General features: G+C 74.5%; 19 protein-coding genes and 2 pseudogenes. 17 read left to right on the top strand and 4 right to left on the bottom strand.

Annotated features, from left to right (window positions below; genetic code table 11):
* Positions 1-822: 822 nt before the first annotated feature.
* A pseudogene (locus ACFXOZ_RS36760) lies at positions 823-1,680 on the top strand (tetratricopeptide repeat protein); the annotation flags it as partial.
* 69 nt (positions 1,681-1,749) lie between these two features.
* Entirely contained in the window at positions 1,750-2,661 is a 912-nt protein-coding gene (locus ACFXOZ_RS36755; RefSeq protein WP_380594260.1) for a hypothetical protein, read from the top strand.
* Between the two features lie 120 nt (positions 2,662-2,781).
* Here the strand turns inward: ACFXOZ_RS36755 and ACFXOZ_RS36750 are convergent, their stop codons facing one another.
* Positions 2,782-4,152, bottom strand: a complete 1,371-nt coding sequence (locus ACFXOZ_RS36750; RefSeq protein WP_380527719.1) for a DUF1015 family protein — start codon at positions 4,150-4,152, stop codon at positions 2,782-2,784.
* Positions 4,153-4,244: 92 nt separating this feature from the next.
* Between ACFXOZ_RS36750 and ACFXOZ_RS36745 the strand changes: the two genes are divergently transcribed.
* On the top strand, positions 4,245-4,808 hold the full coding sequence (locus ACFXOZ_RS36745; protein WP_375887056.1) for a tetratricopeptide repeat protein: 564 nt from the start codon (positions 4,245-4,247) through the stop codon (positions 4,806-4,808).
* 72 nt (positions 4,809-4,880) lie between these two features.
* Positions 4,881-5,918, top strand: coding sequence for an HAD-IIA family hydrolase (locus tag ACFXOZ_RS36740; protein ID WP_375887059.1), 1,038 nt, complete (start codon positions 4,881-4,883; stop codon positions 5,916-5,918).
* A 219-nt stretch (positions 5,919-6,137) separates the two neighbouring features.
* Here ACFXOZ_RS36740 and ACFXOZ_RS36735 read toward each other — a convergent pair whose 3' ends face one another.
* Entirely contained in the window at positions 6,138-6,485 is a 348-nt protein-coding gene (locus ACFXOZ_RS36735) for an SCP2 sterol-binding domain-containing protein (RefSeq protein ID WP_380527715.1), read from the bottom strand.
* Positions 6,486-6,651: 166 nt separating this feature from the next.
* Between ACFXOZ_RS36735 and ACFXOZ_RS36730 the strand changes: the two genes are divergently transcribed.
* The 4 genes from ACFXOZ_RS36730 (at position 6,652) to ACFXOZ_RS36715 (ending at position 9,608) form a co-directional block, all read left to right on the top strand.
* Positions 6,652-7,476: a hypothetical protein gene (locus ACFXOZ_RS36730; protein ID WP_380594257.1), complete on the top strand. Its 825-nt coding sequence runs from the start codon at positions 6,652-6,654 to the stop codon at positions 7,474-7,476.
* Positions 7,460-7,765: a hypothetical protein gene (locus tag ACFXOZ_RS36725; RefSeq protein ID WP_380594255.1), complete on the top strand. Its 306-nt coding sequence runs from the start codon at positions 7,460-7,462 to the stop codon at positions 7,763-7,765. The genes ACFXOZ_RS36730 and ACFXOZ_RS36725 overlap by 17 nt, the downstream gene beginning before the upstream one ends.
* A gap of 36 nt (positions 7,766-7,801) precedes the next feature.
* The gene (locus ACFXOZ_RS36720; protein ID WP_375887343.1) at positions 7,802-8,608 is read left to right on the top strand and encodes a TlyA family RNA methyltransferase; all 807 of its coding nucleotides are present in this window, start codon (positions 7,802-7,804) and stop codon (positions 8,606-8,608) included.
* Between the two features lie 91 nt (positions 8,609-8,699).
* Entirely contained in the window at positions 8,700-9,608 is a 909-nt protein-coding gene (locus ACFXOZ_RS36715; RefSeq protein ID WP_375887069.1) for an NAD kinase, read from the top strand.
* Positions 9,609-9,633: 25 nt separating this feature from the next.
* Here ACFXOZ_RS36715 and ACFXOZ_RS36710 read toward each other — a convergent pair whose 3' ends face one another.
* A complete protein-coding gene (locus tag ACFXOZ_RS36710) occupies positions 9,634-11,136 on the bottom strand; it encodes a PLP-dependent aminotransferase family protein (protein ID WP_380527710.1) in 1,503 nt (500 codons plus the stop codon).
* A gap of 286 nt (positions 11,137-11,422) precedes the next feature.
* Here ACFXOZ_RS36710 and ACFXOZ_RS36705 point away from each other — a divergent pair, with 286 nt between their 5' ends.
* The 3 genes from ACFXOZ_RS36705 (at position 11,423) to ACFXOZ_RS36695 (ending at position 15,205) form a co-directional block, all read left to right on the top strand.
* Positions 11,423-11,968: a YitT family protein gene (locus ACFXOZ_RS36705; RefSeq protein WP_380408396.1), complete on the top strand. Its 546-nt coding sequence runs from the start codon at positions 11,423-11,425 to the stop codon at positions 11,966-11,968.
* 88 nt (positions 11,969-12,056) lie between these two features.
* Positions 12,057-13,790: a DNA repair protein RecN gene (gene recN, locus ACFXOZ_RS36700; RefSeq protein WP_375887347.1), complete on the top strand. Its 1,734-nt coding sequence runs from the start codon at positions 12,057-12,059 to the stop codon at positions 13,788-13,790.
* A gap of 248 nt (positions 13,791-14,038) precedes the next feature.
* A complete protein-coding gene (locus ACFXOZ_RS36695) occupies positions 14,039-15,205 on the top strand; it encodes a glycosyltransferase family 4 protein (protein ID WP_380527708.1) in 1,167 nt (388 codons plus the stop codon).
* Between the two features lie 19 nt (positions 15,206-15,224).
* Here the strand turns inward: ACFXOZ_RS36695 and ACFXOZ_RS36690 are convergent, their stop codons facing one another.
* Positions 15,225-17,231, bottom strand: a complete 2,007-nt coding sequence (locus ACFXOZ_RS36690) for a glycoside hydrolase family 15 protein (RefSeq protein ID WP_375887078.1) — start codon at positions 17,229-17,231, stop codon at positions 15,225-15,227.
* Positions 17,232-17,964: 733 nt separating this feature from the next.
* Between ACFXOZ_RS36690 and ACFXOZ_RS36685 the strand changes: the two genes are divergently transcribed.
* The 6 genes and pseudogenes from ACFXOZ_RS36685 to ACFXOZ_RS36660 form a co-directional block, all read left to right on the top strand.
* A complete protein-coding gene (locus ACFXOZ_RS36685; protein ID WP_375887081.1) occupies positions 17,965-19,647 on the top strand; it encodes a CTP synthase in 1,683 nt (560 codons plus the stop codon).
* 106 nt (positions 19,648-19,753) lie between these two features.
* Positions 19,754-20,401: an NUDIX domain-containing protein gene (locus ACFXOZ_RS36680; protein WP_380594253.1), complete on the top strand. Its 648-nt coding sequence runs from the start codon at positions 19,754-19,756 to the stop codon at positions 20,399-20,401.
* Positions 20,402-20,603: 202 nt separating this feature from the next.
* The gene (locus ACFXOZ_RS36675; protein WP_380594251.1) at positions 20,604-22,682 is read left to right on the top strand and encodes a tetratricopeptide repeat protein; all 2,079 of its coding nucleotides are present in this window, start codon (positions 20,604-20,606) and stop codon (positions 22,680-22,682) included.
* 261 nt (positions 22,683-22,943) lie between these two features.
* Positions 22,944-24,059, top strand: a complete 1,116-nt coding sequence (gene ald / locus ACFXOZ_RS36670) for an alanine dehydrogenase (RefSeq protein WP_380408371.1) — start codon at positions 22,944-22,946, stop codon at positions 24,057-24,059.
* Positions 24,060-24,495: 436 nt separating this feature from the next.
* Positions 24,496-25,563, top strand: coding sequence for a ParA family protein (locus tag ACFXOZ_RS36665; protein ID WP_208869108.1), 1,068 nt, complete (start codon positions 24,496-24,498; stop codon positions 25,561-25,563).
* A pseudogene (locus ACFXOZ_RS36660) lies at positions 25,560-25,844 on the top strand (hypothetical protein); the annotation flags it as partial. The gene ACFXOZ_RS36665 and the pseudogene ACFXOZ_RS36660, both read left to right, overlap by 4 nt.

Genomic DNA, 25,844 nt, shown 5'->3' with positions numbered 1-25,844 from the left:
CGCCGATGGTACTGCAGGGGGGACCCTGTGGGAGAGTAGGACGCCGCCGAACAATTATTCAAGGCCGCGGCCCCAGCGATTCGCTGGGGCCGCGGCCTTTTTGTGTTTTGCGAACTTGCACGAGACCGGCAGGCCGGAACTTCCGCCCAGGAGCGGACGCTTCCGACATGCCGGACAATGGAGATGGTGTGCGGCCAGGAGGCCGGCGCCGATACCGCGTGACGGCACTGACGTTGCCCAGTCCGCGGTGGAGATGAAGCAGCAGAAGGAGTCACGAGGATGTCGAACCAGCCCGAGGGCCGTCCCGAGCGTCGATCGGACGACGGCCGAGGCTACGAGCCCCGGTCGCGTGGGGGCTGGTCCAACGACCGTGGCAGCTTCCGTCGTGACGACCGTGACGACCGTCCGCGTCGTGACGACCGTCCGTCGTTCCGCGACCGTGACGACCGCGGCGGCGACCGTGGCGGCTTCCGTCGCGACGACCGTCCGCAGGGTGGTGGCTTCAACCGCGACCGTGGCGACCGTCCGCAGGGTGGTGGCTTCAACCGTGACCGTGGCGACCGTCCGCAGGGTGGCGGTTTCAACCGCGACCGCGGTGACCGTCCGCAGGGTGGCGGTTTCAACCGTGACCGTGGCGACCGTCCGCAGGGTGGCGGTTTCAACCGTGACCGTGGCGACCGTCCGCAGGGTGGCGGTTTCAACCGTGACGACCGCGGCGGCGACCGCGGTGGCTTCCGTCGCGACGACCGTCCGCAGGGCGGCGGTTTCCGCCGGGACGACCGTCCGGGCGGTTTCCGTCGCGATGACCGTGACGACCGTCCGCGTCGTGACGACCGTCCGTCGTTCCGCGACCGTGACGACCGCGGCGGCGACCGTGGCGGCTTCCGCCGTGACGACCGTCCCCAGGGCGGTGGCTTCAACCGTGACGACCGCGGTGGCTTCCGCCGTGACGACCGCCCGGGCGGTTTCAACCGTGACCGTGGCGACCGTCCGCAGGGTGGCGGTTTCAACCGCGACCGCGGTGACCGTCCGCAGGGTGGCGGTTTCAACCGTGACGACCGCGGCGGCTTCCGTCGCGACGACCGTCCCCAGGGCGGTGGCTTCAACCGCGACCGCGACGACCGCGGCGGTTTCAACCGTGACCGTGGCGACCGTCCGCAGGGTGGCGGTTTCAACCGCGACCGCGGTGACCGTCCCCAGGGTGGCGGCTTCAACCGCGACGACCGTGGCGGCGACCGCGGCGGCTTCCGCCGTGACGACCGCCCGGGCGGTTTCAACCGTGACCGTGGCGACCGTCCGCAGGGTGGCGGTTTCAACCGTGACCGCGGTGACCGTCCCCAGGGTGGCGGCTTCAACCGCGACGACCGTGGCGGCGACCGCGGCGGCTTCCGTCGCGACGACCGCCCCCAGGGTGGCGGCTTCCGCCGGGACGACCGCCCGAGCGGTTTCCGTCGCGACGACCGTGACGACCGTCCGCGTCGTGACGACCGTCCGTCCTACGGCGACCGTGGCGACCGTGGCGGCGACCGCGGCGGTTTCAACCGTGACCGTGGCGACCGTCCGCAGGGTGGTGGCTTCAACCGTGACCGCGGTGGCGACCGTGGCGGCTTCCGTCGGGACGACCGCCAGGGTGGCGGCGGCTTCCGTCGTGACGACCGTCCGTCCTACGGCGACCGTGGCGACCGTGGCGGCGACCGCGGCCGTGGGGACTACGACGACCGTCGTGGCAACTTCGAGCCGGTCAAGCGCCTGCCGATCCCGGAGGACGTCACCGGCTTCGAGCTGGACGCGGACGTGCGCCAGGAGCTCAAGAGCCTGCCCAAGACCCTCGCGGACGACGTCGCGCGCAACCTGGTGATGGTGGCCCGGCTGCTCGACGGCGACGCGGAGGAGGCCTACCAGTACTCCCGCGTCGCGCTGCGGCTGGCGTCCCGCGTGCCCGCCGTCCGTGAGGCGGCCGGTTTCGCCTCGTACATGACGCAGCGTTACTCCGAGGCGCTGACCGAGTTCCGCGCCGCCCGTCGGATGACCGGTCGTGCCGACCTGTGGCCCGTGATGGCCGACTGCGAGCGCGGTCTGGGCCGTCCGGAGCGGGCGCTGGCGATGGCCGGCGAGCCCGAGGTGAAGCAGCTGGACAAGGCCGGCCAGGTGGAGATGCGCCTGGTCGCGGCCGGTGCCCGCAGCGACATGCAGCAGTTCGAGGCGGCCGTCGTCACCCTGCAGAGCCCGGAGCTGGCCTCCAGCGCCGTGCACCCGTGGACCGCGCGCCTGCGGTACGCCTACGCCGAGGCGCTGATCGCGGCCGGCCGTGGCGACGAGGCCCGTGACTGGTTCGCCAAGGCCGCCGAGGCCGACACCGAGGGTTCGACCAACGCCTCGGAGCGCCTGGCCGAGATCGACGGCGTGGAGTTCACCGACGCGCTCGACCCGGAGCTGGCCGACGAGGACGTCGACCGCGCCGAGGCCCCGGCGAAGAAGCGCGGCGGCGACGTCTCCGACGACCGTGTGATCTTCGAGGACGAAGAGGACGTCGAGGAGTTCTACGACGAGGACGACCTCGAGATCGACGAGGACTTCGACGGCATGGTCCCCGAGCGCGCCGCGGACGCCAAGGCCGACGAGGCCGACAAGGCCGAGGCCAAGGGCGACGCCCAGGCCTGAGCGCCCTGAAACACGCCGTGAGGCCCTGCCGATGCCCCTTCGGGGGAGATCGGCAGGGCCTCACGGCGTCCGGGGGTTCCTGCTGCCCGGCGGGCCGGCCGGTGGACCGGCCCCGGCGGCCTAGCCCAGCGGAAGGCTGCGCAGCACCAGCCCGGTGGCCGGCTTCGGCCCGAACGAGGTGGACTTGCGCGGCATGGTGACGCCCTGTTCGGCCAGCCTGCGCACCACGCTCTCCCGGACCGGGTGCAGCAGTACGGCGGTGCCTCCGGTGCGGGCGGCCTCGCGCTCGGCGGCCGCGGCGGTGTGCAGGTAGCCGATGTCGTCGGGGCCGTCGGGGACGTGCCAGGTGTGGTCGAGCAGGGTGGCGTGCAGCACGGTGGCGTCCAGGCGGCGCCACTCCTCGGGCCGGTCGTGCGGCACGGTGGCCCCCAGCAGGGCCTCCTCCGGCTCGCCGAGCAGCCAGAACACGCCGTCGCCGCCGGTGAGGACGAAGCCGTTGCCGCCGTGCCGCTTCTGCTCGGCGAGGGCCTGGAGGGCGGCGGTCAGCGGACCGGGGACCTCCTTGACCTTCCACTGGTCGCCGAGCTTCTCCAGGGCCTCGGCCACCGGCAGCCGGTACAGCACCCGGTGGATGGCCCGGACCCGCAGCGGGTAGCGGGCGGTGTCCACCAGCAGCACCATGCCGCGGTCCCACGGGCTGCGGGGCAGGTGGCGGTGTTCGCGCTGGAGCCGCAGGTACATCTCCCAGCGGTGGTGGCCGTCGGCGATCAGGGCCCGGCAGGTGGCCAGGTCGCGGCTGATCTCGCCGAGGTCGGCGGGGTCCGTGACCGCCCACAGGCGGTGGTGGGTGCCGTCGGTGGTGGCGGTGGAGAGCAGCGGCTCGCCCTCGACGGTCCGCTCGATGACGCCGGAGGCGCCGCCGTTGCCGCGGTAGGTGAGCAGCAGCGGTTCGAGGTTGGCCCGGGTGGTGCGCATCAGGCCGACCCGGTCGGCGACCGGCCGGGGCATCACGTCCTCGTGGGGGAGGACGACGCCGGCCTCGGGGCCGCTCACCGCGAGGGCGCCGATCAGGCCGCGCTGGAGCAGCTCGGGCGTGTCACCGTTGCCGGGGACCCGCTGCTCGTAGACGTAGATGGCCGGCTCCGGGTCGGCGGCGAGGACGCCCTCGCGCTGCCAGGCGGCCAGCAGCCGGGCGGCGTGCCGGTACTTGGTGTCGCGGTCGGGGCGGTCGCCGGCGTCCTCGGGCTCCGGGCGGGGCAGGATCAGCCGGACCACGTTGTGCGGGTCGGCGGTCTCCAGGTCGAGCCGGCGCCCCGGGTCGACGACGTCGTACGGCGGGGACATCACCGAGGCCAGCGCGCCGACCCGGTCGGGGACGTAGCGCAGGCCACGGAAGGGGGACAGGGACAGGCCTGCGGTGGCGACGTGCCCGGGATCGCCGGGGCCGCCCACGGGAGTCTCGACTCCGTCTTCTGCACTGGGTGTGCTCATTCTGGGCATCGTAACCGGGTACGCGTTGTTGAGAGATCGGAATCCCCGTGCCGAACGGTCGGACGGGTGTACGACCGAGGGCGAGGTACGGCATGGAGGACGGGCAGGAACGGTTGGACGGCGGTGCGTCGGGGGAGCGCGTGCCGACGGGCGGCGTGCCCGCCCAGGGGCGGACCGGGGAGCCGGTCGGGGACGTCTACGACTGGTTCCGCCGGGGCGCGAAGCTGCTGGCCCAGGGGCACCCGGCGGCGGCCGAGCAGTTGCTGGCCCGGGCGGCGGAGGCCGAGCCGCACTCGCGCAGCATCCGGGAGGCGCTGGCCCGGGCGCAGTTCGACGCCGGTTCGTACGCGGCGGCGCTGGAGAACTTCCGGGCGGTGGCGCAGGCCGATCCCTCGGACGACTACGCTCAGTTCGGGTGGGGGGTCGCGGCGGCCCGGCTGGGCGACTTCGAGACCTCCGCCGAGCACCTGGCGCTGGCGGTGGCCATGCGGCCGGGGACCGACCACTACCAGGCGGCGCTGCGGCAGACCAGGGCGACCCTGGCGGCCCGCGCCGGGGCCTACGGCCCACTGCTGCCGGGGGCGCCCGGCTACCGTGGGCCGGGGGTGCCCGGGCAGGTCGGGGGAGGGCCCGGCGGCGTCGACGAGGACGCCTGACCGGGCGGGCAGTGACGAGCAGACGAACCGCGGTGAACGCGGACGAACCGCAGTGAATGAGGTAGGGCAGGCATGACCGAGACGGCCACCCCCGCGCGACGGACCACCCCCGGCGGCAGCGACCGCCCGCTGACCGAGGCGTACGACACGGCACTGCTGGACCTGGACGGCGTGGTCTACGCCGGCCCGCACGCGATCGAGCACGCGGTGGACTCGCTGGCGACGGCCCGGACGGCCGGGATGCGGCTCGCGTACGTGACCAACAACGCCTCCCGCCCGCCGCGGGTGGTCGCCGAGCACCTGACCGAGCTGGGTGTGCCGGCCGAGCCCGCAGACGTGATTAACTCGGCCCAGGCGGCTGCCCGGGTGGTCGCCGAGAAGGTGCCGGCCGGGGCGAAGGTGCTGGTCGTGGGCGGGCTGGGCCTTGAGGAGGCGCTGGCCGAGCGCGGGCTGGTCGCGGTCCGCTCGCTGGCCGAGGAGCCGCTCGCGGTGGTGCAGGGCTTCGACCCGTCGGTCGGCTGGGCGCAGCTGGCGGAGGCCGCGTACGCGGTGCGCGGCGGGCTGCCGTGGGTCGCCTCCAACACCGACATGACGGTGCCGACGGCCCGCGGCATCGCGCCCGGCAACGGGACGCTGGTGGCGGCGGTGCGGGCGGCGGCGGGGGTGGACCCGGAGGTCGCGGGCAAGCCGCTGCCGCCGATGCACCGGGAGACCGTGCTGCGGACGGGTGCGCGGCGGCCGCTGGTGGTCGGGGACCGGCTGGACACCGACATCGAGGGCGCCTTCAACGGCGGGGTGGACAGCCTGCTGGTGTTCACCGGGGTGACGACCCCGGTGCAGCTGCTGGCGGCCCCGGTCGAGCACCGGCCGACGTACCTGGCGGCCGACCTGCGCGGCCTGCTGGTCGCGCAGCCGGCGGTGACGGCGGCGGGCGGCGGCTTCGGCTGCGGCGGCTGGACGGCGGTGGCGGAGGGCGGTGTGCTGCGGCTGACCGGTGCCGGGGACCGCTGGGACGGCCTGCGGGCGCTCTGCGCGGCGGCGTGGACGGCGCTGGACGCGGACGGCGGGCCGGTGGACGGGCGGAAGGCGCTGGCCGAGCTCGGGTTCTGAGGTCGCTCGGGACGGTCGTCCGGAACGTTTGTCCGGAACGTTTGTCCGGGACGGTCGTTCGAGACGGCCGTCCCGGACGGTCGTCTGAGTCGTACGTCCGATTCAGACGTCCAGGGCGGGGCCGGGTATCCAGGGCAGGGCCTTCGCAGCAGGCGTCTGACACGGACGTACGAACCGTTCCTCGGTACGGACGTCCGTGTCAGACGCCCGGCCCGGCCCTCAGAGCAGGGTGCGCAGCCGCAGCAGGTCCCGGAGGCCGGCCTCCAGCTTGATCCGGCCGCTCGCCCACGCGGAGGCGAAGTTGAGCTCTCCGCCGACCAGGGCGAGCAGGTCGTCGCCGGCCATGGTGAGCCGGATCGCGGCCTTCTCGGCGGGCTGGCCGGGCACGGCGGACACGTCCTGGATCCGGCCGTCGCGCAGCTGCCCGGTGAAGGTCAGGTCGAGGTCGGTGATCCGGCAGCTCAGGGAGCGGTCGAGGGCGGCGGCCTTCCGGACGTCGCCGGTGGCCTTCGCCATGTTCCGGCTGAGCTGCTCCAGCGCCTCCCGGCACTCCTCGGCGTTCGCCACGGCGCTCGCTCCATCCCCAGGTCACTACGGTGCGGACTGCCGGGCCACGGTACCTCAGGAGGGTTTTGGCGGTAGCGTCGTCGGTGGGGTGCCCGGAATCGCCCGGGTGCCGAGGGCGACGGAGCGCGGCGCGCTGTGCGCGCGCAGGCGCGGAGGAGGCACCCGGATGCTGCCGAGGACGGTGCGGGGAGCGGTGGCGGCCGCCGCCGTGGTGGTGGAGGAGGTCGGCAAGCGGGTCGTCGACACGGCGGCCGCGGTCCTGGAGAAGACCGGCGTCGACGTGGCCGAGGTCGAGCGCAGGCTGGGCGGCCAGTTCCCGCCGTCGGCGAAGACGCTGCAGACCCTGGCGGAGGAGGCCGTCACCGCCGGGCGGGCCGGGGTGGACCTGGCGGTCGGGGTGGCGCGCAACGAGGTGGAGAAGGCCTTCGAGAAGGTCGGGGACCAGGTGACCAAGGTCGGCGTGGTGCTGGCGTACCTGGAGAGCAAGCTGCGCGAGGTCGAGGAGGAGCCCGTCGCGGCCAAGGCCGGGCCGGGCCCGGCCTCGACCGGGTACCCGGCGGAGGAGCCGGTGCCGGCGCCCCGGGCGGACGACCTGTTCGGACGCGGCTGGGAGTTCGAGGACGAGCGTGTGGCGGCGGAGCCGATAGTGGCCGAGCGGGTCGAGGTGGACGAGCCGGTCGAGGTCGATCCGCCGGTGGCGCCGCCGGAGAAGGCCGCGGGGGAGAAGAAGGCCGCCGCCGCGAAGACCACTGCCGAGAAGACCACTGCCGCCGCGAAGGTCGGCGCGGCGAAGAAGGCGACCACGGCGAAGAAGGCCGGTACGGCGAAGAAGACGGCCGTCGCCAAGAAGGCCACGGCGAAGAAGACGGCCACCGCGAAGCGGACCGAGGCGGACGGCCGGGCCGGGGCGGCGGCCGAGCGCACGGCGACCAGGAAGACCACCGTCCGCAAGGCCAGCAGCACGAAGAAGCCCGATGACCGGGACGAGTGAGCCGGGCGCACCGGCCGAGCCCGCCCAGCTCGTCGAGCCCACCCGGCCCACTGAGCCCACCGAGTCCACTGAGCCCACCAAGTCCACTGAGCCCACCGAGCCCGCCCGGTCCGCCGTGGCGGAGGGGCCGCTCGGCGTCGAACTGCTGCCCACCGGGCACCCCGGAGTGGATGCCGGGCTGGCCCGGTTGGAGGCTTTGGACGGGGTCCCGGCCGAGGCGCACGTCGCGGTGTACGAAGATGTTCACCAGCGGCTCGCCGACGCGTTGGCCGCGCTCGACCAGGAATGATCCGCAGGACCCGTAGGAGCTGAAACACCAGTGGCAGTGGCACGACGCCGACTCGACGCGGAGCTGGTCCGCCGCAAGCTGGCCCGGTCGCGTGAGCACGCGTCCGAGCTGATCGCGGCCGGCCGGGTGACCGTGGGTGGTACCACCGCGACCAAGCCGGCCACCCAGGTGGAGACCTCGGCGGCGGTCGTGGTGGCCAAGGACGACAACGACCCCGACTACGTCTCGCGCGGCGGGCACAAGCTGGCCGGGGCGTTCGCGGCCTTCGTGCCGCAGGGCCTGGTGGTCGAGGGCCGCCGGGCGCTGGACGCGGGCGCCTCCACCGGGGGGTTCACCGACGTGCTGCTGCGGTCCGGGGCGGCCCACGTGCTGGCGGTGGACGTCGGCTACGGGCAGCTGGCCTGGTCGCTGCAGAGCGACGAGCGGGTGACGGTGATGGACCGCACCAACGTCCGCGAGCTGACCCTGGAGACGATCGGCGGCACCCCCGTCGACCTGGTCGTCGGTGACCTCTCCTTCATCTCGCTGGGCCTGGTGCTGCCCGCGCTGGCCGCCTGCGCGGCCGCGGACGCGGACCTGGTGCTGATGGTCAAGCCGCAGTTCGAGATCGGCAAGGAGAGGCTCGGCAGCGGCGGGGTGGTGCGCAGCCCGCAGCTGCGCGCCGAGATGGTCCGGCAGGTCGCCGGGCAGGCGTGGGAGCTGGGGCTGGGCGTGCGCGCGGTCACCGCGAGCCCCCTGCCGGGGCCGTCCGGGAACGTCGAGTACTTCCTCTGGATGCGCCGGGACGCCCCGCAGCTGGACCCCGCGGACGCGGACCGGGCCGTGGCGGAGGGGCCCCGATAGGGTGCTCTGCGAGCGTCCGGCCCGTCATGCTGGATGGCGCGGCCGCACCGGGCCGAGGGCGACCCGGCAGGCGTAGGGAGAGGGCAGCGGCATGAGCGATGGAGAACGCACGGTCTTCCTGATCGCGCACACCGGCCGGGAGGCGGCGCTGCGCAGCGTCGAGGCCCTGGTGCACGGGCTGCTGAAATCGGGGCTGCGGATCAGGCTGCTGGAGACGGAGGCGGTGGACCTCGACCTGCCGGACGGGGTCGAGAAGGTGGCCGAGGGGCCGGGCGCGGCGGACGGCTGCGAGCTGATCCTGGTCGCCGGCGGGGACGGCACGCTGTTGCGCGGCGCGGAGCTGGCGCGCTCGCACGGGCTGCCGATGCTGGGCATCAACCTCGGCCGGGTCGGTTTCCTGGCCGAGGCGGAGCGGGACGACCTGGCCGTGGTGGTCGAGCGGGTGGTGGACGCCGACTACGAGGTCGAGGAGCGGATGACGATCGACGTCATCGTCCGCACCAACGGCGACGTGGTGCACGAGGACTGGGCGCTGAACGAGGCGTCGATCGAGAAGGCGTCCCGGGAGCGGATGCTGGAGGTGGTGACCGAGGTGGACGGCCGTCCGGTCTCCAACTTCGGCTGCGACGGGGTGGTCTGTGCGACGCCGACCGGTTCGACGGCGTACGCCTTCTCGGGCGGCGGGCCGGTGGTGTGGCCGGAGGTGGAGGCGCTGTTGATGGTGCCGATCTCCGCGCACGCGCTGTTCGCCCGGCCGCTGGTGACCTCTCCGGACTCGGTGCTGGCGGTCGAGGTGCAGCCCAAGACCCCGCACGGGGTGCTCTGGTGCGACGGGCGCCGCTCGGTCGAACTGCCCGCCGGGGCGCGGGTGGAGGTGCGCCGGGGGAAGACGCCGGTGCGGCTGGCCAGGCTGCACCGGGCGCCGTTCACCGACCGGTTGGTCGCCAAGTTCGCGCTCCCGGTGACGGGTTGGCGCGGTCGCTCGAACACCCCCTGCTGACGGTCCGCCGGATCGTCCGGGCGGCTCAGACCGCCAGTGCCTGGCCCTCGTCGGCCGCGCCGAGCCGGCCGCCCGCGGTGGCGCGGGCGGCCACCGCGGCCAGCCGCCGCACGGCGGCGGGGACGGCGGCGGCGGGCACGGTGAGCGGGATCCGGATGTGGTGTTCGAAGGCGCCGTCCGAGCCGAACCGGTTGCCGGCCGCGATCCGGACCCCGGCCCGTTCCCCGGCCTGGGCCAGCGCCGCGCCGGACAGGCCGTCGGTGGTGACCCAGAGCGCGAGGCCGCCGGGCGGCAGCGGGAAGCCCCACTCCGGCAGCTGCTCGGACAGCGCGGCGGCGAAGGCGTGCGCGGTGGCCCGCAGCCGGTCCAGCTGGTGGGCGCGGACGGCCGGGAGCGGTTCGCCCAGCAGTTCGGCGGCGATCAGCTGGTCGAGCACCGGGGTGCCGACGTCGCTGTAGACCCGCTCGGTGGCCAGCCGCCGGACCAGCGCGGGCGCGGCCCGGACCCAGCCGATCCGCAGGCCGCCCCAGAGCAGCTTGCCGGCCGATCCGACGGTGACCACCTGGGCGGCCCGGTCCAGTGCCGCCACCGGGCGCGGCAGCGGCGTGGACTCCGGTACGCCCCAGCCCAGTTCGGCGGTGGTCTCGTCCACCAGCACGATGCTCCCGACGGCCCGGGCGGCGGCCAGCAGCCGGCGCCGCTGGTCCTCGTCGATCAGTGCTCCGGTCGGGTTGTGGAAGTCCGGGATGACGTAGGAGACCTTGGGGGCGGCCCCGCGCAGCACCCGCTGCCACTCCTCCAGGTCCCAGCGCCTGGGGGCCGCGGAGGCGTCGTACGGGACCGGCACCAGGCGGGCGCCGGTGAGGCGCAGCGCCTGGAGGGTGTGGGCGTAGCTGGGGGCCTCGACGGCGACCCGGTCGCCGCGGCCGACCAGGACCCGCTGGACCAGGTGCAGTCCGCCCATCGCGCCGGTGGTGACGAGGATCTGGTCGGGGGTGGTGGGCAGGCCGCGCTCGGTGTAGCGGCGGGCGACGGCCTCGCGCAGCACCGGGACGCCGGTGGGGTAGTGGCCGTGCCCGGCGGCGTACTGCGGCAGCAGTTCGACGGCCCGGGCGGCGGCCCGGCCCAGCCAGGGCTGGGGGGCGGGCAGGGCGGCGACGCCGAGGTCGAGGATCCGGCCCTGTTCGTCCGGCGGGACGGGGTGCAGGGCGTCGCTGGGCGGCGGGGCGCCCTCGGGCAGGGCGGTCCAGCTGCCGGCGCCGCGCCGGCTGAGCAGGTAGCCGTCGCCGCGCAGGGCCTCGTAGGCGGTGGCGACGGTGGTGCGGCTGAGTTCCAGGGCGGAGGCGAGTTCGCGTTCGGCGGGCAGTCGGGCGCCGACCGGGAGCCGGCCCTCGGTGACCAGCAGCCGGATCTGCCCGGCCAGGGTGCGGTAGGCGGGGCGGCGGGCGGTGGCCGGTTCGGGCAGTCGCGCGGTGGCGAGCAGCCGGGCCAGCGCGGGCGGGGTGACGGTGGTGTGCCAGTCGGCCATCGCTGATCAGTCCACTTGCTCGGAATTGGCCCTGTCGGGGGCCGTATTGGCTCTCTCATCATGGCAGTGCGGCCGTCGAGTCCGCCACCGTCGGGCGCGACCCGGCGGTGCAGCACCACCCGCAGGAGCACCAGTGGCCACCACGACCGCACCCACGACCGCACCCACGCCGCCGCCTGCCGTCGGGCCCCGCCCCGGCCTCGCCGTCCGGGTCCTCGGCGACACCCACGCGCTGGGCCGCCGGCTCCCCCAGCTCGCCGTCGGCCTCGCGCTGTACGGGGCGAGCATGGCGCTGATGCTCCGCTCCGGCCTCGGCCTCGACCCCTGGGACGTCTTCCACCAGGGCCTGCAACGGGTGTTCGGGCTCACCGTGGGAGCCTGGGTGACCGTCTGCGGCGCCCTGGTGCTGCTGCTGTGGATCCCGCTGCGCCAGCGCCCGGGGGTGGGCACCGTCGCCAACGTGCTGGTGATCGGCGCGGCGATGGACCTCACCCTGCGGGTGGTCGACGGCCCGCAGGGGCTGCCCGCCCGGGCCGCGCTGACGGCCGCCGCGGTGCTGCTCAACGGCGTCGCCTCCGGCCTCTACATCGGCGCCCGGCTCGGCCCGGGCCCGCGGGACGGCCTGATGACCGGACTGCACCGGCGCACCGGGCGCTCGCTGCGGCTGATCCGCACCGGCATCGAGGTCACCGTGCTGGCCGTCGGACTGCTGCTCGGCGGTACCGCCGGGGTCGGCACGGTGGTGTACGCGCTGCTCATCGGCCCGCTGGTGCAGCTCTTCCTGCCATGGTGCACGGTGCCCACCGCCGCTCAAACGCCCCGGAAGGAGTGAACCCGGCGGCACGGAGTTGCCGCGCGCCGTTGCCGCTCGTCGCGCTCCGGGGGCGGAACCTCGTAAGGTCGTCTCCGTGTTGGACGAGATGCGGATACGGGATCTTGGGGTCATCGACGATGCGGTGGTCGAGCTGGCTCCCGGCTTCACCGCCGTGACCGGTGAGACCGGCGCCGGCAAGACCATGGTGGTGACCAGCCTCGGCCTCCTGCTCGGCGGCCGCGCCGACCCCGGCCTGGTGCGCCACGGGGCCGGCCGCGCCGTGGTGGAGGGCCGGCTGGAACTGCCCGCGGACTCCCCGGCGGCGGCCCGCGCCGTCGAGGCCGGGGCCGAACTGGACGACGGAGCGCTGCTGATCAGCCGGACCGTGTCCGCCGAGGGCCGCTCCCGGGCGTACGTCGGCGGGCGGGCCGTCCCGGTCGGGCTGCTCACCGAACTCGGCGAGGACCTGATCGCCGTGCACGGCCAGACCGACCAGCAGCGGCTGCTGCGCCCGGCCCGCCAGCGCGGCGCGCTGGACCGCTACGCGGGCGGGACGGTCGCCGAGCCGCTGGCCCGCTACCGGGAGACCTACCGCGCCCTGCGCGAGGTCGCGGCCACCCTGGAGGAGCTGACCACCCGGGCCCGCGAGCGCGCCCAGGAGGCCGACCTGCTGCGCTTCGGCCTGGACGAGATCGCCGCCGCCGAGCCGGTGGCCGGGGAGGACGTCGAGCTGGCCGCCGAGGCCGAGCGGCTCGGCCACGCCGACGCGCTCTCCTCCGCCGCGACCCTCGCCCACGCCGCCCTGGCCGGCGACCCGGCCGACCCGGAGGCGCTGGACGCGGGCACCCTGCTCGCCCAGTCCCGGCGCGCCCTGGACGCCGTGCGCCACCACGACGAGCGGCTGGCCGCCCTGGCCGACCGGCTGAACGAGGTCGGCTACCTGCTGGCCGACGTCGCCGGGGACCTCGCGGGCTACGCCGACGACCTGGACGCCGACCCGGTGCGCCTCGCCGCGGTCGAGGACCGCCGGTCCGTGCTGGCCCAGCTGCTGCGCAAGTACGGCGGCGAGGACAACGACCTCGCCGAGGTGATCGCCTGGGCCGAGGCCGGGTCCGCCCGGCTCGCCGAACTCGACGGCGACGACGAGCGGATCGACCAGCTCGGCGCCCAGGAGACCGAGCTGCGGGCCGAGTTGGCCGAGCTGGCGGCCGAGGTCTCGGCCGCCCGGCAGGCCGCCGCCGGACGCTTCGCCGAGGCCGTCTCCGCGGAGCTCGCCGAACTCGCCATGCCGCACGCCCGGGTGACCTTCTCGATCACCCGGGTCGACGACCTGGCCGGCATCGAACTGGACGGCCGCACCGTCGCGTACGGGCCGTACGGCGTGGACGAGGTCGAGGTGCTGCTCGCCCCGCACCCGGGTGCCCAGCCGCGCCCGATCGCCAAGGGCGCCTCGGGCGGTGAGCTCTCCCGGGTGATGCTCGCCGTCGAGGTGGTCTTCGCGGGCGCCGATCCGGTCCCCACCTACCTGTTCGACGAGGTGGACGCGGGCGTCGGCGGCAAGGCCGCGGTCGAGATCGGCCGCCGGCTGGCCAAACTGGCGGAATCCGCCCAGGTCGTGGTGGTCACCCACCTCCCGCAGGTGGCCGCGTTCGCGGACCGGCACCTGGTGGTGGAGAAGACCCACGACGGCACCGTGACCCGTTCCGGGGTCAAGGTGTTGAACGACGAGGAGCGGGTGCGGGAACTCTCCCGGATGCTGGCCGGCCTGGAGGACTCGGAGCTGGGCCGGGCCCACGCCGAGGAGCTGCTGGCCGCCGCCCGGGCCCCTCGCCACAGCTAGGCCCGGTCCGGCCCTGGCCAGTGGATCTCGGCGGATCGGCCCGCCGGTTCCGGCCGGACGGGGTCGGCCGGAACCGGCGGTCCTCCCCGCCGGGACGGCGACGCGCCCCCCGTGGCGCCGACTGTCCAAGAGGGCAGCCGACCTGGCATGGTGGCGGCTGGACACTGGCTTTCCAGTCCCGAGCGCCGCCGGGCGGGCAATCCTCGCGAAGCGGCGCGCGAACCTGATCGAGTCGGATGCGAGACGACGTGGACCATTCCGCCGCCCGGGCCACCGCGGCCGCCCCGGAACCGGGGCAGCTGCACGTGGTACTCGTCCTGGCCGCCAGCACCGGCGGCATCGGTGCGCACGTGCGTTCCCTGGCCCAGGGCCTGGTCGCGCACGGGGTGACCGTCACGGTCTGCGCACCGGCCGGCACGGACGCGCTGTTCGGCTTCTCCCGCACCGGCGCGCGGTTCCACACCGTCGACATCACCCCCACCGCGGGGGCCCGCAGCGACGCCACCGCGATCGGCGAGCTGCGCCGGGCCTTCACCGGCGCCGACGTGGTGCACGCCCACGGGCTGCGGGCCGGCCTGCTGTCCGACCTCGCGCTGCGCACCGCCGGCCGCTTCCCGGGCCTGCGCCCGGAGACCCCGCTGGTGGTCACCTCGCACCACGCGCTGCTGGCCACCGGCATGGAGCGGCGGCTGCAGCGGTTGATGGAGCGCCGGGTGGCGCGCGCCGCCGACCTGGTCCTGGGCGCCTCCTCCGACCTGGTCGCCAGGGCCCGTGAACTGGGCGCCACCGACGCCCGGCTGGGCCCGGTGGCCGCCCCGCCGATGCCCGAGGGGCGGCTCGGCCGGGCCGAGGCGCGCGCCGCGCTGCTCGGCGACGGCCCGGACCGCCCGCTGGTGCTGGCGGTCGGCCGGCTCGTCCCGCAGAAGGCCTTCGGGACGCTGCTGGACGCCGCCCAGGAGCTGTCCGCGCTGGACCCGGAGCCGCTGCTGCTGCTCGCCGGGGACGGTCCGGAGGCGGGCCCGCTGCGCGAGCGGGTGGCCGCCGAGAAGCTGCCGGTGCGCCTGCTCGGCTACCGCACCGACGTCCCCGACCTGCTGGCCGCCGCCGACGTGGTGGTGGTCTCCAGCCGCTGGGAGGCCCGCTCGCTGGTGGTCCAGGAGGCGATGCGGGCCGGCGTGCCGGTGGTCGCCACCGCCGTCGGCGGCATCCCCGAACTGGTCGGCGACGCCGCCCTGCTGGTGCCGCCGGGGGACCCGGCGGCGCTCGGCCGGGTGGTGCGCGGGCTGCTCGCCGACCCGGCCCGCCGGGAACAGCTGGTGGCGGCCGGCCGGCAGCAGGCCGAGACCTGGCCGGACGAGGCCGCCACCGTCGCCCAGGTGCTCAGCACCTACGACGAGTTGGTGCAGCGGGGCTGAGCACCCCCGGCGGTGGGCCTCAGACGCCCGCCCGCTCCACCCGCTCCGCGGCCCGGTCGGCCTCGGCGCCGTCCGGCTGGGCCGACAGGTAGGCGGCGCCGCAGGCGGTCAGCCGCAGGGCGGTGTCGATCAGCGGGACGTGGCTGAACGCCTGCGGGAAGTTGCCGACCTGGCGCTTGAGCCGAGGGTCCCACTCCTCGGCGAGCAGCCCGAGGTCGTTGCGCAGCGACAGCAGCCGGTCGAACAGTTCGCGGGCCTCCTGCACCCGGCCGATCATGGCGAGGTCGTCGGCGAGCCAGAACGAGCAGGCCAGGAAGGCGCCCTCGTGGCCGGACAGGCCGTCCACGTTGTTGCCCGACTCGTCGTGGGTGGGGTAGCGCAGCACGAAGCCGTCCTCGGTGGACAGTTCGCGCTGGATCGCCTCGATGGTGCCGATCACCCGCTTGTCGTCCGGCGGCAGGAAGCCGACCTGGGGGATGAGCAGCAGCGAGGCGTCCAGCTCCTTGCCGCCGTAGTACTGGGTGAAGGTGTTGCGCTCGGGGTCGTAGCCCTTCTCGCAGACGTCCCGGTGGATGGTCTCGCGCAGCACGCGCCAGCGCTCCAGGTGGCCGTCGGAGGGGGCGTCCTCGGGGGTCTGCTCCAGCAGCTTGATGGTGCGGTCGACGGCGACCCAGGCCATCACCTTGGAGTGGACGAAGTGCCGGCGCGGGCCGCGGACCTCCCAGATGCCCTCGTCCGGGTTCTGCCAGTGGTCCTCCAGGTACTCGATCAGGCGCAGCTGGAGGTTGTGGGCGTGGTCGTTGCGGACCAGGCCGGTCATGTGGGCCAGGTGCAGGGCCTCCACCACCTCGCCGTAGACGTCGAGTTGGAGCTGTCCGGCGGCGCCGTTGCCGATCCGCACGGGCAGCGAGCCCTCGTAGCCGGGCAGCCAGTCCAGCGAGGACTCGGTGAGCTCGCGCTCGCCGGCGATGCCGTACATGATCTGCAGGTTCTCCGGGTCGCCGGCGACCGCGCGCAGCAGCCACTCGCGCCAGGCGCGGGCCTCCTCGCGGTAGCCGGTGCGCAGCAGCGAGGAGAGGGTGATCGCGGCGTCGCGCAGCCAGGTGTAGCGGTAGTCCCAGTTGCGCTCGCCGCCGATGTCCTCGGGCAGCGAGGTGGTGGGGGCGGCGACGATGCCGCCGGTGGGGGCGTAGGTGAGGCCCTTGAGGGTGATCAGCGAGCGGACCACGGCCTCGCGGTAGGGGCCCTGGTAGGTGCACTGGCCGGCCCAGTCGTGCCAGAACTCGGCGGTGGCGTCGAGCATCGCCTCGGCGTCCGGGACGGCCGGCGGCTCCAGGTGGGAGGCCTGCCAGGTGAGGGCGAAGGCGATCCGCTCGCCGGCCCGGACGGTGAAGTCGGCGTAGGTGGTGAGGTCGCGCCCGTAGGTCTCGGCCTCGCCGTCCAGCCAGACCGAGTCGGGCCCGGCCACGGCGACGGTGCGGTGGCCGCCGTCGGCCTGCTCGACCCGGTGCACCCAGGGGACGATCCGGCCGTAGGAGAAGCGCATCCGCAGCGCCGAGCGCATCCGCACGGTGCCGGCCACGCCCTCGACGATCCGGATCATCTGCGGCACGGAGTCCTTGCCGGCCAGCGGGCGGGGCGGCATGAAGTCGATCACCCGGACGGTGCCGCCCTGGGCGTCCCACTCCTGCTCCAGGATCAGCGAGTCGCCCCGGTAGCGGCGGCGGTCGGCGGGCACGGCGGGGGCGGCGGCGGTGGGCGGCGGGACGCGCGGGCCGGCGGTGTCGCCGAGGCGCGGCAGGGCGGCCTCGGCGGGGGCGGCGGCCGGGGCGGGGAGCTCGGTCGCCACCGCCTCGGCCGGTCCGATCCGCCAGAAGCCGTGTTCATCGGTGCCGAGCAGGCCGGCGAACACCGCCGGCGAGTCGAAGCGGGGGAGGCAGAGCCAGTCCACCGCCCCGTCCCTGCTGACCAGGGCAGCGGTCTGCATGTCCCCGATGAGTGCGTAGTCCTCGATACGGCCGGCCACGTGGATCTCCAGTTCGCAATGTGGTCAGGGCATCGGCGAACCAGGGAGCGAGCGGGTCTGCGGGGCCGGGGGTTCACCCCGGGACGTCCGGCCCGCCGGGGGGTGGTGGCGGGCCTTGCTGGAGTGTCCGCGCGGGGCTCGGTCGAGCCCCAGGGGGTGGGTGGGGAGGAGCTGGATAACGGGGAGGTCCGGTCGCGCATCGGGGACCGGGAGTGTCCTGACGCTCCCACGCCCTCCGCGTGCTCGTGCTGTCGCGATGCGTCCGTGCAGCTTACGACGGACGAAAGGGGCGAAGCACGCGGGCGCAGCCTCGTGTGGCGCCGCAATTCGGCGGAAATGCCGTGCATCGCGGGGGCGCGGCGCAGGATGGTCCGGAAGGATCAGCTCCGGGTGGCCGTAACGGAGGGGCTGGCATGGCCCGGTCGGAGTACCCCGGCTGGCCCGGTCCGGTGGGTGGTGCGACCGGTGTGACGCGTGCGGCGGATGGTGCGCCGGTGGTGCGCCCGGCGCACGCTCCCGGAGTGCCGGGCGCGGGCCGAGCGCGGGCCGAAAGGCGTCCCGGTCAGGTCACTGTTACCCTGGTATCCCGTGGACCGGCGGGATCAAAACGCCCCGGACCAGCCGAACCGACGACCCTTCGAGCGCCGCGCAGCCTGCCGGCCTCCCGTCGCCCGGCGAGCCCCGAGCCTCCCGCCCACGTCACTTTCGACACGCGACCCACGGGAGCCCCCTCTTGGCACAGCCCCATTCCGGCAAGGCAGCGAACGGCCGCGCCGTGACGACCAAGCACCTCTTCGTCACCGGGGGTGTTGCCTCTTCGCTCGGAAAGGGGCTGACCGCCTCCAGCCTCGGCGCGCTGCTCAAGGCCCGCGGCCTGCGCGTGACGATGCAGAAGCTCGACCCGTACCTCAACGTGGACCCGGGCACCATGAACCCGTTCCAGCACGGTGAGGTCTTCGTCACCGACGACGGCGCCGAGACCGACCTGGACATCGGCCACTACGAGCGGTTCCTCGACACCAACCTGCACGGCTCGGCGAACGTCACCACCGGCCAGGTGTACTCGACGGTCATCGCCAAGGAGCGCCGAGGCGAGTACCTGGGCGACACCGTCCAGGTCATCCCGCACATCACCAACGAGATCAAGTCCCGGATCCGCCGGATGGCGACCGAGGACGTCGACGTCGTGATCACCGAGGTCGGCGGCACCGTCGGCGACATCGAGTCGCTGCCGTTCCTGGAGGCCGTCCGCCAGGTCCGCCACGAGGTCGGCCGGGACAACGTGTTCTTCGTGCACGTCTCCCTGCTGCCGTACATCGGCCCCTCGGGCGAGCTCAAGACCAAGCCCACCCAGCACTCCGTCGCCGCGCTGCGCAACATCGGCATCCAGCCGGACGCGATCGTGCTGCGCGCCGACCGCGAGGTCCCGCAGGCGATCAAGCGCAAGATCTCGCTGATGTGCGACGTGGACGAGGAGGCCGTGGTCGCGGCCATCGACGCCAAGTCGATCTACGACATCCCGAAGGTGCTGCACGGCGAGGGCCTGGACGCCTACGTGGTGCGCCGCCTGGACCTGCCGTTCCGCGACGTGGACTGGACCACCTGGGACGACCTGCTGCGCCGCGTCCACGAGCCGCAGCACATCGTCAAGGTCGCCCTGGTCGGCAAGTACATCGACCTGCCGGACGCCTACCTGTCGGTGACCGAGGCGCTGCGCGCCGGCGGCTTCGCCAACAACGCCCGGGTCGAGATCAAGTGGGTCACCTCGGACGACTGCGAGACCCCCGAGGGCGCCCGCGAGCAGCTCGGTGACGTCGACGCGATCTGCATCCCCGGCGGCTTCGGCGACCGCGGCGTCAACGGCAAGGTCGGCGCCATCACCTTCGCCCGCGAGAACAAGGTCCCGCTGCTGGGCCTGTGCCTGGGCCTGCAGTGCGTGGTCATCGAGGCCGCCCGCAACCTGGCCGGCCTGCCCGAGGCCAACTCCACCGAGTTCGACGCCGCCGCCAAGCACCCGGTCGTCTCCACCATGGCCGAGCAGCTGGCGATCGTCGACGGCAAGGGCGACCTGGGCGGCACCATGCGCCTGGGCCTCTACCCGGCCAAGCTCGCCGAGGGCTCGATCGTCCGCGAGGTCTACGGCGGCGAGCCGTACGTCGAGGAGCGCCACCGCCACCGCTACGAGGTCAACAACGCCTACCGCGCGGACCTGGAGAAGACCGGCCTGCAGTTCTCCGGCCTCTCGCCCAAGGGCGACCTCGTCGAGTACGTCGAGTACCCGCGCGAGGTGCACCCGTACCTGGTGGCCACCCAGGCCCACCCGGAGCTGAAGTCCCGCCCGACCCGCCCGCACCCGCTGTTCGCGGGCCTGGTCAAGGCCGCCATCGAGATCAAGACGGCCCCGGCCGCGGAGTAGTCCTCCTGCTCCCGGCCCCGGTCGCGCACCGGACGGCGGCCCCGCGATTCCCGCGGGGCCGCCGTTCGGCGTTAGATTGTGTCGTACTGACGAAAAGGGGAGAGCGATGGACGAGCAGAGCGACCTGGTGATCGCCGACACGGCCGAGGAGTGGGAGGTCCGGGCGAGCTCGACGCCGTTCCAGGGCCGGGTCACCGGCGTGCGCAGCGAGGAGGTCCGGATGCCCGACGGCAGCTGGTCCCGGCGCGACTACCAGACCCACCCCGGCTCGGTCTCCGTGCTCGCCCTGGACGACGAGCAGCGGGTGCTGGTGCTGCGCCAGTACCGCCACCCCGTCCGCCAGCGGCTCTGGGAGCTGCCGGCCGGCCTGCTCGACGTACCCGGCGAGAACCCGTGGCACGCCGCCCGGCGCGAGCTGTACGAGGAGGCCCACTGCCGGGCCGACACCTGGCGGGTCCTCGCCGACTACTACACCTCCCCGGGCGGCACCGACGAGGCGCTGCGGATGTTCCTGGCCACCGACCTCGCCGAGGCCGAGGGCCGGCGGTACGAGGCCGAGGGCGAGGAGCAGGAGATCGAGGTCGCCCGGGTGCCGGTGCCCGAGCTGATCCGGCTGATCCAGGCCGGGCGGCTGCACAACCCGACCCTGGTCACCGGCGTCCTCGCCGTGCACGCCGCGCTGACCTCCCCGGACGGCCTGGACGGGCTGCGCCGCCCGGACGCACCGTGGCCGGCCCGCCCCTTCGAGGTCTGACCGCCCGTCGGGGCGTGGGCGAACCAGCGGGGTTGATGCCTTGGGGTGATTCACCGGTTCGTACGACCGGATGTCACCTCCGATCAGTCGGACGGTCGAACTACGCTTCGCAGACAGGGCGCCCGTCCCGGGCCGCCTCCGCCGAGCGCAGCGGGCCTTCCGGCCGGACGCCGGGCGCGGGATGACGTCGGGAGTGGCACGGGTGGCGAGGAAGACGGCGACGATGGACCCCGGCCCCGACGCGCCCGCCGGCGCCGTCCCGGGGCTCGACCGGCTGCCCGCCGGGCCCGCCCTGTTCGCCGGGCGGCGCACCGAACTGGCCGCGCTGCGGGCGGCCGCGACCCGCCGGGTGAGCGGCCGCTGCCCCGTCCTGGTGCTGGCCGGGCGCCCCGGCTCGGGCCGCACGGCGCTCGCCGCCCGCTTCGCCCGGACCGCCGCCGCCGACTACCCGGACGGCGTGCTGTTCGCCCGGCTGTCCGCCCCGGACGGCGGGCGGGTGCCGCCGGGCCGGGCCGCCCGGCTGCTGCTGGAGCAGCTCGACCCGCAGGCCGCCGTACCACTGCCCGGCGCCGTCGAGGACGGACGGGACGAACCGGGCGGCGTGGCCCTGCGGGAGGCCCTGGCGGGACGCCGGGTGCTGCTGGTGCTGGACGACGTCCGGGACGCCGGGCAGCTGTGGCCGCTGCTCGCCGACGAGCCCGGCTGCCTGGTGCTCGCCACCACGGCCGGGCCGCTCACCGGCATCGAGGACATCGACCCGGTGATCCTCGGCGGGCTGGACCGGCAGGCCTCCGGGGAACTGCTGGCCGACCTGGTGGGCGGCACCCGGGTCTCCTGCGACCCGGTCGGCGCGGCCGACCTCGCCGAGGCCTGCGCCGCCGGGCCGGCCGCGCTGCGGCTGATCTCGCGGTGGCTGCGCGGCAACCCGAAGATCGCGGTCACCGACGCGGCGCGCGAGCTCACCCGGGCGGTGGGGGAGGAGTCCGAGGCCTCGGGCGCCAAGGGCGCCGGCCGCGGCCGGGCGGGGAAGGCCGGGAAGGGCGCGAGGACCGCGAAGGCCGGCCGGACGCCGAGGACCGACGCGGCACCGGAGAAGAAGGAGGAGGGCGCCCAGGCGCAGGACGGGGCGGCGGAGGCCGCCGCCGCGCCCGAGCCGGCCGGCGACCCGTCGACCTGGGTCAAGCCCGAGCCCGCGCCCGCCGAGCCGGTGCCCGTCCCCGACAACGACCCGCTGCTGGGCGCCTTCACCCTGCTCTACCGGGGACTGCCGGCCGCCCAGGCACGGATGCTGCGCACCCTCACGCTCGCCCCGGCGCAGACCGCCGACCCGCGCACCGCCTCCGCCCTGGTCGGCTGCCCGGCGCCGGAGGCGGCCGCGACGCTGGCCGCGCTGGCCGAGCGGGAACTGCTCGGCGAGGAGGCTCCGGCCGCCGACGGCACCCCGCGCTACCGGGTGCCCGGGCGGCTCTACCAGCGGCTGGTCCGGCTGCGGGAGCAGGAGGACCGGCCCGCCGAGACCGAGCTCGCCCGGGCCCGGCTGCTGGAGCGGCTGGTCCGGCTGACCGAGTCGGCCCGCGCCCTGCTGGACCCGGCCGACGGCCCGGCCCCCGACCCGCTGCCCCCCGCGCTGCGGCTGGACTCGGCCGGGCACGCCCGGGACTGGCTGACGGCGGAGCGGGAGCTGCTGCTCGGCGCGGTGGCCGACGCGATCGGCCAGGGCGACCTGGACGGCTCGGCCGGCCGGCTGGTCACCGCGCTGCTGCGGGCCCTGCCGCTGACCGGCACGGCCGCCCCCGCCGACCTCTACCGGCTGCACGAGCTGGTGCTCACCGTCGCCGAGCGCAACGGGCGCCCCCGCCGGGCCTCGGCGGCGCTGCTCAACCTGGGCGACCTCCAGGCCTCGGCGGGCCGCTGGGAGCAGGCCGCCGGGCACTACCGGGCCGCCCTGGAGCACGCCCGGGAGGTCGGCGACGAACCGCTCTGCGCCCGGGCACTGGAGGGCGCGGCGGGCTGCCATCGGGCGCTCGGCGACGCGGTGCGCGCCGCCGACTGGTACGGGCGGGCGCTCGGGCTGCGGCGGTCGCTGGGCGACCACGCGGCCGAGGCCCGGCTGCTGGCCCGGGTCGCCGAGGCGCACACCGCCCAGCGCCGCTTCGAGGAGGCCGACCGGGAGTACCGGGCCGCGCTGGCCGTGCTGCGCCGGATCGGCGACGAGCGCGGCCGGGAGGCGGTCGGCAGCGCCCTCGCCGACCTGCGGGAACGTGTCGACGGCGGGTGGTGAGGGTGGTTTCGGAGGTATCGTCGAAAGTGCCCTGTTACGACACCTATGACAGGTAAGTTCCAGTGGAAGCCTACGAACCTGCCAATGCCTTCGGCGAAATTGTTAGATTTGGAAGGCTGACAGGCCGCCTGGGCTTCATTACACTCGAACCCAGTCGCGCAGCGATCCCCTGCCCCGGCATGCCCGGAGGCTTCCCCACGTGCGCGTCGCCCACCGGTCTTCTCCGGTCGGGACCCCCATGGCAAGAGGACGTGTTCAGTCGTGAAGGTCGGCATCCCCCGCGAGGTCAAGAACCACGAGTACCGCGTGGCCATCACGCCCGCCGGCGTGCATGAGCTGGTCCGCAACGGCCACGAGGTCTACATCGAGGACAACGCCGGTCTCGGCTCCTCGATCCCCAACGAGGAGTACGTGGCCGCCGGCGCCACCATCCTCCCCACCGCCGACGAGGTGTGGGCCACGGCCGACCTGCTGCTGAAGGTCAAGGAGCCCATCGCCTCCGAGTACCACCGGCTGCGCAAGGGCCAGACCGTCTTCACGTACCTGCACCTCGCGGCCGACCGGGCCGGCACCGACGCGCTGGTCGCCTCCGGCACCACCGCGATCGCGTACGAGACCGTCCAGCTGGGCAACGGCGCGCTGCCGCTGCTCGCCCCGATGTCCGAGGTCGCGGGCCGGCTGGCCCCGCAGGTCGGCTCGTACCACCTGATGCGCCCGGCCGGCGGCCGCGGCGTGCTGCCCGGCGGCGTGCCCGGCACCCACCCGGCCAAGGCCGTCGTCATCGGCGGTGGCGTCTCCGGCTGGCACGCGGCCACCATCGCCATCGGCATGGGCTACGACGTGACCCTGCTGGACCGCGACATCAACAAGCTGCGTGAGGCCGACCGGATCTTCGGCACCAAGATCAAGGCCATCATGTCCAACTCCTTCGAGCTGGAGAAGGCCGTCCTGGACGCCGACCTGGTCATCGGCGCCGTGCTGATCCCGGGCGCCAAGGCCCCGAAGCTGGTCACCAACGAGCTGGTCTCCCGGATGAAGCCGGGCTCCGTGCTCGTCGACATCGCCATCGACCAGGGCGGCTGCTTCGAGGACTCGCACCCCACCACGCACGACGACCCGACCTTCCAGGTCCACAACTCGGTCTTCTACTGCGTGGCCAACATGCCGGGCGCCGTCCCGAACACCTCCACCTACGCGCTGACCAACGCCACCCTGCCGTACGTGCTGGAGCTGGCCAACCGGGGCTGGAAGGAGGCGCTGCGTCGTGACGCCGCGCTCGCCAAGGGCCTGAACGTCCACGAGGGCCAGATCACCTTCCCGGCCGTGGCCGAGGCCTTCGGCCTGGAGTCGGTCACGCTGGAGAGCGTGCTCGCCTGAACTCCCTGACCGCACGGCGGTCGTTCGCCCCCGACCCGATGCCCTCGGGTCGGGGGCTTCGCCGTGCCCGTGAACAGCGGGTGGACCGGGCGGGTCGCTCTGTCGTCAATTTCCGTCGGTGGTGTCACCCGACCCTCGGCGTCCCGCAGAAACGTTAGGGTCATGGGCCTGCTCATCCCTTGACAGCAGCCCGCCCGATAGTCGACACATCGTGCCCACTACCGTGGATTGTGTTGCTGCGAACGCCTTGAACGGCCTAGAGTCGCAAACCGTCGGCATGCTGCCACGCTGACGAATCGACATAGAGTCCTGGATCCCCAAGGAGGTAAGACGACTTGTGAATGAGTCGACAATTGCTCCCGGGGGTGGTCAGCCAGGACTGGCGGAGCTCACCGCCGGCCAGCCGAGTGAGGAGCCCGGGGCCCGGCAGGCATCCGTGGGCTCGGCCGAGGTCGGCTCGGTCGCACTCCGTACCTTCGAAGCACGCCAGAACACAGCGCAGGTGACCACGGTGACCGATCACGACGCCGACTTGGCGGCCTACGGCCTGGCCTACGGCGAGTTCGCCTACGGCGCCTACGACGACCCGGACGCCGAGTACGAGCCGGACCCGGAGTACGCGGCCACGCTGGCCCCCGACGCCGCGCGCCAGCGCCGCGAGCGGGTCGGCCCGACCGGCCGCCCGCTGCCGTACTTCCCGATCCCCGCGCCGGTCGCCGAGCACGGACCCGCCCAGATCATCGCCATGTGCAACCAGAAGGGCGGCGTCGGCAAGACCACGTCGACCATCAACCTGGGCGCGGCGCTGGCCGAGTACGGCCGCCGGGTGCTGCTCGTCGACTTCGACCCGCAGGGCGCGCTCTCGGTCGGCCTCGGCGTCAACCCGATGGAGCTCGACGTCACCGTCTACAACCTGCTCATGGAGCGGGGCCTGACGGCCGATGAGGTGCTGCTCAAGACCGCCGTCCCGGGCATGGACCTGCTGCCCTCCAACATCGACCTCTCCGCCGCCGAGGTGCAGCTGGTCAGCGAGGTGGCCCGGGAGTCCGCGCTGGCGCGCGCCCTCAAGCCGCTGCTGCCGGACTACGACTTCGTCATCATCGACTGCCAGCCCTCGCTGGGCCTGCTGACGGTCAATGCGCTGACGGCCGCTCACAGCGTGATCGTCCCGCTGGAGTGCGAGTTCTTCGCACTGCGCGGGGTCGCGCTGCTGACCGAGACCATCGAGAAGGTGTGCGAGCGGCTCAACCCCGAGCTGCGCCTGGACGGCATCCTCGCGACCATGTACGACTCGCGCACCGTGCACAGCCGCGAGGTGCTGGCGCGGGTCGTCGAGGCGTTCGGCGAGCACGTCTTCCACACCGTCATCGGGCGGACCGTGCGCTTCCCGGAGACCACCGTCGCCGGCGAGCCGATCACGACCTACGCCACCAACTCGGTCGGGGCCGCCGCCTACCGCCAGCTCGCCAGGGAGGTGCTCGACCGGTGCCGCCCCGCCGAGTGAGTCTCCCGGGTGCCGACGAGCTGTTCCGGACCACCGGCGGGATGGCGCTGTCGCCGTCCCTCGCCCCGCGTCCGGCCGCCGAGGCATCCAGACCGGAGACCGCGCGGACCGTCAACGGCACGGAGGGCGCCGAGGGCACCGAGGCCGCCCAGGGGGCCCAGGACGACCGGCAGGCGCCCCAGGAGCAGCACCAGGGCGCCGCGGTGCCGCCGCCCGGCCAGCCGCCCGTCCAGCGGGCCGCCGGGGGCCCGGGCGCCGCCCCCGCGCCGGCGGGCCGCTCC

It is taken from the genome of Kitasatospora sp. NPDC059160 (genome assembly GCF_042755465.1).
Taxonomy (GTDB): Bacteria; Actinomycetota; Actinomycetes; order Streptomycetales; family Streptomycetaceae; genus Kitasatospora.
Note: the sequence above shows the minus strand (reverse complement) of the source record. Positions and strands in the feature narration are given on the sequence as shown.

What these genes read in the sequence shown, in the direction of transcription:
- ACFXOZ_RS36715 (WP_375887069.1), top strand. Translation starts at nt 8,700, where the DNA reads ATGAGCGATGGAGAACGCACGGTCTTCCTGATCGCGCACACCGGCCGG.
- ACFXOZ_RS36745 (WP_375887056.1), top strand. Translation starts at nt 4,245, where the DNA reads ATGGAGGACGGGCAGGAACGGTTGGACGGCGGTGCGTCGGGGGAGCGC.
- ACFXOZ_RS36740 (WP_375887059.1), top strand. Translation starts at nt 4,881, where the DNA reads ATGACCGAGACGGCCACCCCCGCGCGACGGACCACCCCCGGCGGCAGC.
- ACFXOZ_RS36725 (WP_380594255.1), top strand. Translation starts at nt 7,460, where the DNA reads ATGACCGGGACGAGTGAGCCGGGCGCACCGGCCGAGCCCGCCCAGCTC.
- recN (WP_375887347.1), top strand. Translation starts at nt 12,057, where the DNA reads ATGCGGATACGGGATCTTGGGGTCATCGACGATGCGGTGGTCGAGCTG.
- ACFXOZ_RS36730 (WP_380594257.1), top strand. Translation starts at nt 6,652, where the DNA reads ATGCTGCCGAGGACGGTGCGGGGAGCGGTGGCGGCCGCCGCCGTGGTG.
- ACFXOZ_RS36750 (WP_380527719.1), bottom strand. Translation starts at nt 4,152, where the DNA reads ATGAGCACACCCAGTGCAGAAGACGGAGTCGAGACTCCCGTGGGCGGC.
- ACFXOZ_RS36710 (WP_380527710.1), bottom strand. Translation starts at nt 11,136, where the DNA reads ATGGCCGACTGGCACACCACCGTCACCCCGCCCGCGCTGGCCCGGCTG.
- ACFXOZ_RS36680 (WP_380594253.1), top strand. Translation starts at nt 19,754, where the DNA reads ATGGACGAGCAGAGCGACCTGGTGATCGCCGACACGGCCGAGGAGTGG.
- ACFXOZ_RS36705 (WP_380408396.1), top strand. Translation starts at nt 11,423, where the DNA reads ATGGCGCTGATGCTCCGCTCCGGCCTCGGCCTCGACCCCTGGGACGTC.